The sequence below is a fragment of the Shewanella sp. ISS20 genome (genome assembly GCF_056522965.1).
The window spans coordinates 3,834,204-3,847,179 of record NZ_JAWRZK010000001.1; the positions used below are offsets into that span (position 1 = coordinate 3,834,204).

11 protein-coding genes and 1 pseudogene are annotated in these 12,976 nt (G+C 43.4%); 6 read left to right on the forward strand and 6 right to left on the reverse strand.

The window, feature by feature from the left end; genetic code table 11:
• Positions 1-46: 46 nt before the first annotated feature.
• Positions 47-586 (forward strand): hemerythrin domain-containing protein, encoded by a 540-nt coding sequence (locus AC1HDP_RS17515; RefSeq protein ID WP_479639744.1) that lies wholly within the window; start codon positions 47-49, stop codon positions 584-586.
• 24 nt (positions 587-610) lie between these two features.
• Here AC1HDP_RS17515 and AC1HDP_RS17520 read toward each other — a convergent pair whose 3' ends face one another.
• The 4 genes from AC1HDP_RS17520 to AC1HDP_RS17535 form a co-directional block, all read right to left on the reverse strand.
• Entirely contained in the window at positions 611-805 is a 195-nt protein-coding gene (locus AC1HDP_RS17520) for a DUF3545 family protein (RefSeq protein WP_140931586.1), read from the reverse strand.
• Positions 806-954: 149 nt separating this feature from the next.
• Positions 955-2,592, reverse strand: a complete 1,638-nt coding sequence (gene pgi, locus AC1HDP_RS17525; RefSeq protein WP_479639745.1) for a glucose-6-phosphate isomerase — start codon at positions 2,590-2,592, stop codon at positions 955-957.
• Between the two features lie 19 nt (positions 2,593-2,611).
• Entirely contained in the window at positions 2,612-3,568 is a 957-nt protein-coding gene (gene tal, locus AC1HDP_RS17530) for a transaldolase (protein ID WP_479639746.1), read from the reverse strand.
• Positions 3,569-3,760: 192 nt separating this feature from the next.
• Positions 3,761-4,855, reverse strand: coding sequence for an OmpA family protein (locus AC1HDP_RS17535; protein WP_479639747.1), 1,095 nt, complete (start codon positions 4,853-4,855; stop codon positions 3,761-3,763).
• Positions 4,856-5,607: 752 nt separating this feature from the next.
• Between AC1HDP_RS17535 and AC1HDP_RS17540 the strand changes: the two genes are divergently transcribed.
• Both AC1HDP_RS17540 and yaaA read left to right on the forward strand, forming a co-directional pair.
• A complete protein-coding gene (locus tag AC1HDP_RS17540) occupies positions 5,608-7,038 on the forward strand; it encodes an alanine/glycine:cation symporter family protein (RefSeq protein ID WP_479639748.1) in 1,431 nt (476 codons plus the stop codon).
• A 107-nt stretch (positions 7,039-7,145) separates the two neighbouring features.
• Positions 7,146-7,919: a peroxide stress protein YaaA gene (gene yaaA / locus AC1HDP_RS17545; protein ID WP_479639749.1), complete on the forward strand. Its 774-nt coding sequence runs from the start codon at positions 7,146-7,148 to the stop codon at positions 7,917-7,919.
• A 351-nt stretch (positions 7,920-8,270) separates the two neighbouring features.
• Here yaaA and AC1HDP_RS17550 read toward each other — a convergent pair.
• Positions 8,271-9,212: pseudogene (locus AC1HDP_RS17550) on the reverse strand (IS30 family transposase).
• 249 nt (positions 9,213-9,461) lie between these two features.
• Here AC1HDP_RS17550 and AC1HDP_RS17555 point away from each other — a divergent pair.
• On the forward strand, positions 9,462-9,770 hold the full coding sequence (locus AC1HDP_RS17555) for an ArsR/SmtB family transcription factor (RefSeq protein ID WP_479639750.1): 309 nt from the start codon (positions 9,462-9,464) through the stop codon (positions 9,768-9,770).
• A 57-nt stretch (positions 9,771-9,827) separates the two neighbouring features.
• Here AC1HDP_RS17555 and rpsT read toward each other — a convergent pair whose 3' ends face one another.
• Positions 9,828-10,094, reverse strand: a complete 267-nt coding sequence (gene rpsT, locus AC1HDP_RS17560; protein WP_140931604.1) for a 30S ribosomal protein S20 — start codon at positions 10,092-10,094, stop codon at positions 9,828-9,830.
• 322 nt (positions 10,095-10,416) lie between these two features.
• On the opposite strand from rpsT, the gene murJ reads away from it, so the two are divergent.
• Together murJ and ribF are read left to right on the forward strand one after the other, a co-directional pair.
• Positions 10,417-11,988 carry a murein biosynthesis integral membrane protein MurJ gene (gene murJ / locus AC1HDP_RS17565; protein ID WP_479639751.1) on the forward strand — a complete coding sequence of 524 codons (1,572 nt, stop codon included), beginning with the start codon at positions 10,417-10,419 and terminating at the stop codon, positions 11,986-11,988.
• Positions 11,989-12,033: 45 nt separating this feature from the next.
• Positions 12,034-12,969, forward strand: coding sequence for a bifunctional riboflavin kinase/FAD synthetase (gene ribF / locus AC1HDP_RS17570; RefSeq protein ID WP_479639752.1), 936 nt, complete (start codon positions 12,034-12,036; stop codon positions 12,967-12,969).
• The last annotated feature ends 7 nt before the right edge of the window (positions 12,970-12,976 follow it).

Here is a 12,976-nt window from a genome sequence, read left to right on the forward strand (position 1 = left end):
TAAGTATCGTTCAATGAATACGGCTAGCAGGCATTAAGGATAAGTTATGCTAAAGCGATTAATGCAAGATCATCGGCATATAAGTATCTTACTTTCTATTCTTGAGCGTAAGACCTGTAAGCTCGAAAGTGGCGAGAATATTAACTTTAACCTAGTTAAAGATATTGTTAGTTATATGCAAGAATATGCTGAGCATAGCCATCATCCACTCGAAGATATTGTCTATGATTATTATCTAGAAAAGACACAAGATAAGATGACCGCGAATCGTTTAGCGGGCGAGCATATTGAATTGAATGCTGCGACTGCAGCCTTGATGGCATCATTAACTATGATTTTAAATGATGTCGTCATCCCTCGGGAAAAGTTGATTAGAGATCTTCATCAATACGTGACGCAGCAACGCAGTCACATGCATTATGAAGAAACCGCTATCTTCCCTGAATTAGAACATAGATTTAGCCCTAGTGATTGGGAAGCTGTGGGTGACCTTTGTCAAATAAAGTTAATTGAAGACCCTTTATTTAGTGACAATGACACACAGCTATTCCAAGAGCTAAAAGATTTTATCAACACAGATAGTTAATAGGCAGCGCCTAGGCGCTGCTTTTTATAAAATAGCGTCAATATCCACTTCAATATCGCAGAGGCTGTCGATGTCTTGAAGCTCTTTGAGTAAGCGGCGCTTATCTTTGATTGCTTCAATTTCACGCCATTTACGTTTTTTGCTGTTGCGACGATTTGGCTTCTCTATGACATTGTCATCTTCACGATCTAACATACTTCCATAGTCTAAGCGATCCATGGTGACCTCCTCTGCAAATGTAATGGTCAAACAAAGAAATACCATAACTTAGGAAGAGGATGCAATATCTATGTTTCAAATTTGTTAACAAATAAATGAATATACGCAAAAAAAAACAGCCCGCAGGCTGTTTTATACTATGGACTCAATTAAATATGAGCTTGCTTGAAGAGGTTAATCAATGAATTGCTTGATGAATCAAGTGCTTGGCATTGTTCGTCAGCATTTAAACGCGTGAGAATGTCATTGCCTAAGTTTTTACCTAATTCAACTCCCCACTGATCAAATGAGTTCACATCCCAAATAGCGCCCTGAACGAATGTTCTATGTTCATAAAGTGCAATCATAGCGCCTAAGGTAGCTGGAGTTAACTTATCCATCAATAAGGTGTTGCTCGGCTTATTGCCGGCCATAAACTTATGTTTAGCAATTAAATCTTTTTGTTCTTCACTCAAAGCGCTGGCGGCTAATTCTGCTTTGGCTTCATCATATGTGCGACCTTGCATCAGTGCCTGGGTTTGACCAAAACAGTTAGATGCCAATTGCACATGATGCTCCCCCAGAGGATTGTGGCTTTGTAATGGCAAGATAAAATCCGCAGGGATTAAGCCGGTGCCTTGATGCAGCAATTGATGATAAGCATGTTGGCCATTAGTGCCTTCACCACCCCAAATCACAGGTCCAGTGGTGTAATCCACATCGGTGCCATTTAACGTGACTGACTTACCATTGCTTTCCATATCTAATTGCTGGAAATAAGCCGGTAAACCTCGCAAGTAATGGTCATAGGTTAGGACCACGTGAGACTGCGCTTGATAGAAGTTGCTGTGCCATAAGCTGATAAGTGCCATGATCACTGGCATATTCTCTTCAGCTGGGGCTTGCTTGAAATGGGTATCCATTTGGTTGGCACCAAGCAGTAATTGGCGGAAATTGTCCATGCCAATCATTAACGCAATCGGTAAGCCAATCGCTGACCATAGTGAGTAACGACCACCCACCCAATCCCACATCGGGAAAATGTTGTCAGCATCAATACCAAATTCAGTGGCTTTGGCAACATTAGAGCTGACGGCCACAAAATGCTTAGCGACATCGGCATGCGTCGCGCCATTGGCCAAGAACCAGTCTTTGGCGCTAAGGGTATTAGTCAGCGTTTCTTGTGTGCTAAAAGACTTGGATGACATGATGAACAAGGTGGTTTCATTGTTCAGCTTGTTAAGCTTTTCGGTCAGGCTAGTGCCATCAACATTGGCAACATAATGGCACTTTAAGCTCTTGCTCCAATATGAGCGCAAGGCCTCAGAAACAATTTTTGGGCCTAAGAATGAACCACCAATACCAATACTGACGATATCAGTAATGGTTTTGCCAGTATAACCGCGCCATTGTCCTTGAGTGACTCGCTCAACAAAGTCTTCCATTTTGGCTAAAGTGGCTTGAACTTCTGGCACTATATTGATGCCATTCACTCGAATATCATCAGTAGCATCAGCGCGCAGCGCAGTATGTAGTACAGCGCGGCCTTCGGTGGTGTTGATGATATCGCCATTAAACATGGCTTGCACTTTTTGAGTTAACTGCGCTTCTTTAGCTAAGGCAAATAATTCAGCTAATACGGCATCATCGATACGGTTTTTTGAGTAATCGAGTAATAAACCACAAGTTTTGAGTGAAAACTGATCGAATCTGTTCGGATTCTCGCTAAACATTTGACGCATGTGCGGCAAATGTTTAGCCATAAGTTGTAAGTTCTGCCAATGTTGACTTTGGGTTAAGCGAGTCATCAAACACTCCTTTGTTATGTTAGGCCGTTAAACGGGCAGTTAACATGACTTCTAATTTTGTTTGGTCGATGGCAAAATTGCGTATGCCTTCAGCCAGTTTCTCAACGGCCATGGCATCTTGGTTATATTCCCAGCGGAATTGCGCTTCTGTCATAGGTGTTGGTGCTGGCACTAATGTCGTGGCGGCTTGTAACTTAGCTACAACCTTAACGTCAGAATTAGCCAACTCTTCTAATAAATTCGGGCCAATGGTTAAGCGATCGCAACCCGCTAACTCAATAATTTCACCGGTATTTCTAAAGCTAGCGCCCATTACCACGGTTTGATAACCGTGCTGCTTGTAGTAGTTATAGATTTCAGTCACTGACACTACGCCAGGATCTTCACTGGCAGAATAATTAAGGCCAGTATCTTTTTTGTACCAATCTAAAATGCGGCCAACAAATGGCGAGATTAAGTACACGCCAGCTTCCGCGCACGCACGTGCTTGAGCAAAGCTGAATAATAAGGTGAGGTTACAGTTAATACCTTGCTGTTCTAATTGCTTGGCAGCGCAGATGCCTTCCCAAGTAGAGGCGAGCTTAATCAAAATACGTGAGGTATCTATGCCTGCGGCTTGATACAGACCCACTAATTTTTTAGCTTTTTCGATAGAGGCAGCTTGATCAAACGATAGGCGAGCATCAACTTCAGTCGACATGCGACCTGGAACCGACTTTAAGATCTCAACCCCGATATTCACGGCCAGCTTATCGCCAGCATCGGCAATTTGAGTCGCTAAATCTTGGCTTTGTGATTTGGCATAAGCGATGGCATCATCAATTAAGTGAGCATACTCAGGAATTTCTGAGGCTTTTAAGATTAATGATGGGTTGGTGGTGGCATCTTGTGGGTGGTAGCGTTTGATAGCTTCAATATCACCGGTATCAGCAACGATAGTGGTTAAAGCTTTAAGTTGCGCTAATGTACTTGCCATGAATTACATCCTTCTCAATGATGGCCGAAAATAGGCATAGAGAGTATTAGAAGCGATTTTTGCCGATATTCCAACCTTTGCTGAAAAAAAATTACATTTCTGAATCTAAATGAGTTTAGTGATTGTATTTAATTGCTAAATTGATTCAAAAAAAAAGCCGCTGTGATAGCGGCTTTGGCTGTTTCGTAAAGATTAGCGCATTACTGGCGCCATTTGTACCACGCTCACGTGAGCTTCGATACGACGGTTAGCAGCATTGGCTTCAGCTGAATTACCTTCCATTAATGGCTGAGTAATACCATAGCCTTTGGCAGAGATTCTGCTTGCGGCAATACCGAATTTTTCTTCCAGTACTTGAGCCACTGCTTCAGCACGTTTTTGTGACAGAGTCATATTGTAGTCTGGCGTACCAACATTAGAGGCAAAGCCCTTGATGACTACAGTTGAATCTGGGTTGTTATTCATGAACTCGGCTAATAAACCAACTTCATCGTAACTGGTTTGATCCAGTACTGCTGAGTTGTTAGCAAATTTTGCATCGATGTCGAGCTCTTGAGCAGTTTCCGCCATCACAGTACAGCCTTGAGCATCCACTAAGTAACCAGCTGGAGTGTCAGGACAAGCATCTGAGCTATCAGGTACGCCATCGTTGTCAGAATCCAGTACGACTGGTGGCGCTACTGGCGCAGGAGTCGCCACTTCAGAACCAAAACGATAACTTAACTCTAAGCCCCAATAGTTACTTTCCATATCTAAAGTATTCCACTTGGAATCTTCAAGATTCTCATAACGGCGATACTTAGCTTGTAACTTCAGGTTTTCAGTAAGGTTGTAACCCAGACCTACGCCATAATAAGGAGCAACACCATTGTCTGAGTAGTACTCAGAGCCCCATTGCTTGTTATTTGACAGGATATACTTCATGGCGCCTGCTTCAGCAGATAAACTCCAGCTGTCAGCAAAAGGCCACACGGCTACTAAGCCTAAGGTTGCACCCTTAGCACCAACATCGTTTAACTTGTCGCTATAGTCGGTCCACACCGCTTGGCCTAAATCTCGATAGCCAAGTTCAAGACCTAAATAATCATTGAACATGTAACCTGCAAACACATCCCATGCATACGGATCATCTTCACCGCATGTCTTCATGGTTTTTTGGTCACAATTCGGCTGATAGTTATTAACGCCGACACCAGCACCTACATACCAAGGTGTTAATTCTTGAGCAGCAGAGGCCATCAAGGGAAAACAAGCAGCAACTAAAACTAACTTTGATAAGTGTTTCATACATTCTCCAGTTTCATTGCCAATGCCATCAGTCAGTTATTTACTGGCTTTTAATGTCATATCACAGTCAGGCATTGGTGTGTTTGTGGTGTGCTGTGATATGTTTAAAAGATTCTAGCTTATGTTACAAATACTACCATAAGTATCTCAAATGGCCATTGTCAATAATTTCATGTTAATTAGAGGTTGTTAATCTGTTGGTTTTGGCTGTTTTTTGACACTTTAGTAAGCTAATCGCATTGGGAACTAGAAATTATTTTGGAATGGTGCGGTAGGTCGGTATATTAGCCAAAGTTAAGCTAGTAAAATTGAGTGTAGAACGCCTGCTGCTTCAATTGACGCTTATGTCTCGTATTGCTCCCAATCACTTAGCCATTAAGTTAACTGTTAATTAGCCACAATAAGTCAGTGGCTATGGGCATGTGTTGAATGGAGTCATTGAGACATCAACCCTAGCGTTCATTGTTTTTGGCGGTAAGGCTTAGGTTAGTGAGTTTAGGTTGGTGGTTTGTTGCACTATGATGCTGATAGGTTGGCTAACTGTTGAGCAAGTGATTTAGTGCGAGGCAGATCACGCGGTTTTTTGTAAAACCTATGCTATTTTGATCCGCTGGTTCAGAAACACGATTGAATAAGTTTGCATAAGTATTCGAATAATTAAATTACAACAAAACTCTGCACCAGTTATCACTAAGATTCATTCACCACAGCAAGCTGTTATGGCTTACTGCAACGGGAAGAAGTAGAACGATATGTTAGAAACAACCATTAATTTCTTAAATTCATTGTTATGGGGCAAGCTCCTTGTTTATGGACTTGTAGGCGCTGGATTATATTTCACCCTTAGATTAGCTTTTATCCAAATTACCCATTTTGGGCACGCCATAAAAATCATGGCGATTAGCCGTCAAGGTTCTCAAGGCGGTTTATCTTCCTTCCAAGTGTTTTGTACGAGTATGGCCGCTCGAGTAGGCGCTGGTAATATGGCCGGGGTTGCCGTTGCTATTGTTGGCGGCGGTCCTGGCGCTGTGTTTTGGATGTGGCTTATTGCCGTGTTAGGTATGGCCACTGCTATGGTGGAGTCAACCTTAGCTCAGGTCTATAAAGTCAGAGACCACGACGGTCAATTCCGCGGCGGTCCAGCTTATTATATGGAAAAAGGCTTAGGGCAACGCTGGATGGGAATTTTATTCTCCATCTTTTTAATCATTGCCTTCGGTCTAGTGTTTAATGCGGTGCAAGCTAACACTATCTCTGCCGCGATGGATCAGGTTTTTGATGTACCGCCAACCTATATGGGCATAGTCTTAGTCGTGTTAAGTGGCTTAGTCATCATGGGGGGGTTGCAGAAGGTCGCAAAGGTTTCTGAAATCGTAGTTCCTATCATGGCGCTAAGTTATATCTCGATTGCCTTTGTCATCGTGGTTCTTAATATTCAAGAAGTACCCGCCATTCTCGCGTTAGTGGTTAAAAGTGCTTTTGGCTGGCAAGAAGCTGCCGCTGGTGGCGTCGCTTATACCATAGCCCAAGCTATGCAGTCGGGTATTGCTCGCGGTTTATTCTCGAACGAAGCCGGTATGGGGTCTGCTGCCAATGTCGCGGCCAGCGCCACACCGAATCCTAATCATCCAGCTTCACAAGGCTTTGTACAAATGATGGGCGTCTTTGTGGATACCATAGTGATTTGTACTGCGACCGCGGCCATTATTTTACTGGCAGGGGACACTGGGGCTGATGGTAACGGCATTCAATTAACCATAGGCGCGATGACTGAACATGTCGGCTCATGGGGGGGCAGCTTTGTGGCTATGGCTATCTTGCTGTTTTGTTTTACTTCTATCATAGCCAACTACTCTTACGCTGAAACCAATGTAATGTTCTTATGTGGTAACAGCAAAAAGGCGTTGCCACTCTTTAGAGTATGCGTACTTGGCATGGTGATGTTTGGCGCAGTTGCCAAAATTGATTTGGTATGGAACCTTGCCGATGTTTCTATGGGCTTGATGGCCATAGTAAACATTATTGCCTTGGTACTACTATCTGGCTTAGCGATTCGAGTAATTAACGATTATCGTCGCCAAGTGGACTTAGGCATTACTCCAGAGTTCGATCGGTCTAAGTTCCCAGAGTTAAACAAGCAATTAGATGATGATATCTGGTTACCCGATGAAAGTAGTAAGTAGCAAGCTAGCTAATTTCGTTTAGCCTTATCGAAAAAACCACGCCCGTTGCGCGTGGTTTTTTTATGGGGGTTAGGTATGATGTTGGCCAGACTAATGGAGAAAATTTTATGCTTATTCTTGTGTCTCCTGCTAAGACTCTAGATTTTGTAAACCCAGCAACCACAGAGCTATACAGCCAGCCCAATTTACTCGCACATAGCCAAGCACTCATGCCTGTGTGCCGCGATTTAAGCCCTATGGATATAGCCTCGTTAATGAAAGTTAGCGATAAAATTGCAGGCTTAAATGCTGCTCGCTTTGCTGAGTGGCAACCGCCATTTACACTCGCTAATGCCAAGCAAGCGCTATTTGCCTTCAGAGGGGATGTTTATACTGGGCTTGACGCTGATAGTATGGATAGCGACTTGTTACAGCAAGCCCAGCAACATTTACGAATTTTGTCGGGCTTATATGGGCTATTAAAGCCTTTAGATCTCATTCAAGCTTACCGTTTAGAGATGGGTACTGGACTTAATAATCCAAAAGGTAAAAATTTGTATGCCTTTTGGGGCAACATAATTACCGATGAAATTAATGCGCAGCTTGCTGGCGACTCGCAGCCGTTAGTGGTTAACTTGGCATCTAACGAATATTTTAAAGCAGTCAATGTTCGTCATTTAGCTTGTGATGTCATTACGCCGGTATTTAAAGATTTCAAGAATGGTCAGTATAAGATCATTAGTTTTTATGCCAAGAAGGCAAGGGGGATGATGGCTCGATACTTACTGGAACATAAGGTCACTCGAGCAGCGCAAATCTTAGGCTTCAACTATGATGGCTACTATTATAGTGAACAGGACTCGTCACCCAATGCTCCGGTATTTCTGCGCGACCCGGTGTAAATTAATTGGCCTCAGCTCACTCAGGATGTTTGAGGCCTAATTTGTCCCAACGTTAGTCCTCATTACTTTCCATTCTTTTGCTTTGATAGTTTCGTTACTGCTAAAGACTCAAATACCCATCGCCGCTAATAACCTAATTTCGCTATTGCTAATGGCAAAACTTATATACTTGTTTGATCGATATTTAATTAATGAACTTACTATCAACACAAGTTTTTTGCAGGAAATGCAAACTAACCTTCTGATTTTTAATATTTACCTGTGCGGTACGCTTGATGTTATCGCCTTATATAAGTGAGATTTAGACGATTTAAACTCCCGAATTCAACTCCGAAGTGCGACACTCAACAATTAAGCAGCTAATTGGTGAAACATCACCGCGGGCTGCTTAAACTTCAAACACTTTTTGGGTCGATAGTTAATTCTATTCTGAGCAAATTCGATCAATTCATCACTCACTAGCCTCAAATCAACGCCTTTTTTGACATACTGCCGGAGTAATCCATTGGCGTTTTCATTCGCACCACGTTCACACGAACGATAAGAGTGCGCAAAATACACTTGGGTATCTAGCGCCTCTGCTATCTCTTGGTGGTTAGCAAATTCGCGTCCATTATCTGCCGTTATCGTTAGCACATGCGCCTTATAGGGCATCAGCAACTCAATCGTCGCTTTCGTTACATCTGCCGCTGACTTCGAATTGACTTTCTTTATCAAATAAAACCGAGTCTTACGCTCTAAAAGGGTCACAATAGAACCCGTTCCATGTAGACCCAATACAGTATCGATTTCCCAGTCTCCGAATCGTTCTCGGCTATCGACAATCGCAGGTCTGTCGTCAATGGATACGGCGTTTTTTATGGTAGGAGCTTGCTCTACTTTACCGCGCCGATAACGCTTATGTCCTTGGCGTAAATGACGATAAAGTTTACCGCCACGGCGTTTGTCGCGTGCAATATAGCGCTAAATCCACTCGTGACTGACGGGTTCCTTCACTAGGCGCAACACCTGCGAGATTTGCTCAGGGCTCCAATCCAATTCCAGCAAAAGGATGATGCTCTCTATTCGCTGCGAGGGTATCGCATATTTACTCGACTGACGCCTTATTGTGACAGCCTGCTCGTGTGCAATATCAGGCTGATAGCGTGATTGCCCTTGGCATCGTTTCACTTCCCGATAAACACTAGAGCGATGGCAATGAATGCATTTAGCTATATGTGCTATCGAAAAGCCCTGTTCTAAAAGCACGGAAATCTGGTATCGTCTTGCTTCAGTCAACTGTTGATAATTCATAGTGATACTCTTTTACTTTGGCGAGATAAAGCGTACCACTTTCAGCAGTTGGCTTCTTCTACACCTCAATTAGAGTGTCGCAGTTATTATCTGAATTCTGGCTTAGGTAAGATCATAAGTTCACTTAAGTTTTTTTACGTATGTCTCATTTTTGAAAACAAGTTAGCAAAAAATGTGGGTTAGGTCGCGACTATATTCCTAAGCTAAGGCTATATTAGTCGGGATGATAGCTTAAGGAGAAAAGCTCAGATGAATATTGAATTAATCCAGCAACGAGCAGATCACGCCGTTGTGTTATTGAAGGCTCTAGCAAACGAACGTCGTCTATTTATTTTGTGCTATTTACTCACGGAAGGGGAAATGTGTGTAGGCGAGATGAACAAAAAATTAGGACTGAGCCAGTCTGCTTTATCACAACATCTTGCTTGGTTGCGTAAAGATAATTTGGTGACTACCAGAAAAGAAGCACAAACTGTCTATTACTCACTGAAGAGTGATGAAGTAAAGGCAATTATTCAATTGCTGAATAACCTTTATGGAACTCATCAAACTGCTTAATAGTTTAAAGTTATAAAAAAACCGGCCTAGGCCGGTTTTTATATATAAACGATAAAATTAAGCAACCAGTGCTTTGATCTTAGCGTTCAAGCGAGCCTTTTGACGGGCAGCCTTGTTCTTGTGGATCAGGCCTTTAGTCGCCATACGATCTACGATAGGCTGGGCAGCGTTAAACGCGGCAACAGCTGTAGTGTGATCGCCTGCTTTGATAGCAGCGATAACTTTCTTAACGTAGGTACGTAACATTGAGCGACGGCTGGCGTTATGCTGGCGACGCTTTTCAGATTGAAGCGCGCGCTTCTTTGCAGACTTGCTATTAGCCAAGGTGCAACTCCTAAAAACTGGGATTAATATTTTTCAAAGGCCGAGGAATATGCCCGCATTTTGTGTTTTTGTCAATGCTGATGAATGAATATCAGTCATTGAATCAAAATAATCCAACCTGACTTGGCTATCTTCAACCCAACTCGTGTAAGATGTGGCGCAATTCTACCAGCAAATGATGTGCTATGACAGAGTGAGTGATGAATTTTTACGAACTGGCGCACATCCACCTACTTGTGTAGGGCTTAAAACACAGAAAATACCAAGGATTGGCTTAAAAAGTCACCGATAATCGCCATTAATAGTTTTTTGAGAGGCTCATTTGAGTAATAAATTAATGCGTTCTGGCGCAATAGTCAGTGCCATGACGTTCATTTCACGAATTTTAGGCTTAGTTCGTGACATGGTGGTTGCCAATTTAATGGGGGCAGGCAGTAGCGCTGATGTTTTTTTCTTTGCCAATAAAATTCCTAACTTTTTAAGGCGTCTATTTGCAGAAGGCGCGTTTGCCCAAGCCTTTGTGCCAGTGTTTACCGAATACCAAGAAAAAAATACCCCAGCAGAAACCAAAGAGCTTATTGGTAAGGTGTGCGGCACCTTAGGCGTGTTAGTGACTGGGGTGACTCTGGTGGGGGTTATTGCATCCCCTGTGCTTACTGCATTATTTGGTGGCGGCTGGTTTTGGGCTTGGCTTAATAACGAGCCTGATGGCGCCAAATTTGAACTCGCGTCATTAATGCTTAAAATCACCTTTCCTTATCTGTGGTTTATTACCTTTACTGCACTAGCCGGCGCTATTCTCAACACTCGTGGTCGCTTTGCGGTATCGGCCTTTACGCCAGTATTTTTAAACATAGCCATCATTAGCGCTGCTATGTGGATATCGCCTTCGATGGAAAAACCTGAAATAGGTCTGGCCATCGGGGTATTTTTAGGCGGCGTTATCCAGCTTTTGTTCCAAATTCCGTTTCTATGGCGTGAAGATGCGCTGGTGCGTCCTAGTTGGGGCTGGCATCACCCTGGCGTAGTTAAAATCAGAACCTTGATGATCCCCGCCTTGTTTGGGGTTTCCGTCTCACAAGTGAACTTATTGCTGGATACCTTTATTGCGAGTTTCATGATGACGGGATCCATCAGTTGGCTGTATTACGCCGACAGATTACTTGAGTTCCCTTTAGGGATTTTTGGTATTGCTATCGCCACAGTGATCTTGCCTGCGCTATCAAGGCGTCATGTCAATGATAATGGAGAAGGCTTTAAAGCCACTATGGATTGGGGCGTAAGAGCCATTTTCTTTTTGGGTATGCCAGCTATGATAGGCTTGATTTTACTAGCTAAACCTATGCTTATCGTGTTGTTTATGCGCGGTGAGTTCGACATGACAGACGTTAATATGGCGTCTTATGCACTGGTCGCTTACGGTTCGGGCTTATTAAGCTTTATGATGATTAAAGTGTTGGCGCCGGGTTATTACTCGCGTCAAGACACGCGAACGCCGGTGCGCTTTGGTATAATAGCTATGGTGAGCAATATGGTGTTCAATATAGTGTTGGCCATACCTTTTGGTTATGTGGGGCTCGCCATTGCGACTTCTATGTCAGCCCTATTAAATGCTGGCATGTTATATTGGGGTTTACATCGCCAAGGTGTCTATCAAGCCACTCGCAAAACAGTTTGGTTTTTTGTTAAAACCTTAGTGGCGACGTTGGCTATGGCTGGCACACTATTGTATATGATGCCAGAGCAAGGCCAGTGGTTAGACTGGCATATCGGTGAGCGCACTCTGGAATTAGTTAAATTAATCGGGCTTGGCGCGGGTGTTTACCTTCTCATCATGATTATTTGTCGTGTCAAACCTTGGAAATTGCACAGTGGTGCTGATTCTCTTGGCTAGCTGTTATATAATCCGCCAATTTGCGTTGGCTGCTACTGGGGTCATATGGAATTAATCCGCGGCATACATAACATCTTACCGGCGCATCGTGGTTGCGTATTGACCATAGGTAATTTTGACGGTGTTCATCGAGGACACGCCCAAGTTATTTCAAATCTATTGGCTAAAGCTAAGCAATATCATTTGCCAGCGGTGTTGATGACCTTTGAGCCGCAGCCGCTTGAAATGTTTGCTGGCAACGAGGCACCTGCACGCTTAAGTTTATTGCGTGATAAATTGCTGCTGCTTGATGAATTAGGTATAGATCGCGTCTTGTGCGTGCATTTTAATCGCCGCTTTGCGTCGATGACAGCCGAGCAATTTATTGAAGACTTGCTGGTAAAGCTGCTAGGCGTTAAGTATCTGGTCGTTGGCGATGATTTTCGTTTTGGGCGCCAGCGTCAGGGCAATTACGAGATGCTGTGCAAAGCCGGAGAGCGCTTGGGGTTTGCCGTCGAAAGCACTCAAACCTTTATGGTGGGTTCGCACCGAGTGAGTTCAACTGAGGTGCGTCAACAATTGGCGCTTGGTCATATGGAGCAAGCCAGACGTTTGCTAGGACACCCCTATATTATTTGTGGCCGAGTGGCTCATGGGCAAAAAATTGGCCGCACTATTGGCTTCCCTACGGCTAACATAGCCTTAAAACGTCAGGTAGTACCGGTGCGCGGCGTGTTCGCCGTTAGAGTGTTTTGGCCAGACAGTGACATTTATGAAGGTGTAGCTAACATAGGTTTTCGCCCGACAGTGAATGGTCAACAGTGTCAGCTAGAAGTGCATTTATTTGATTTTAATGAATCACTGTATGGTAAGAGTATTGAGGTAGAATTAGTGGCAAAGCTGCGTGATGAGCAGCCATTTGATTCCCTCGAAGCGTTAAAAAAACAGATTTTAAATGATGCGGATAAGGCGAGAGCCTTATTTAGCAATGATGCAAGCTAGCTTGCTA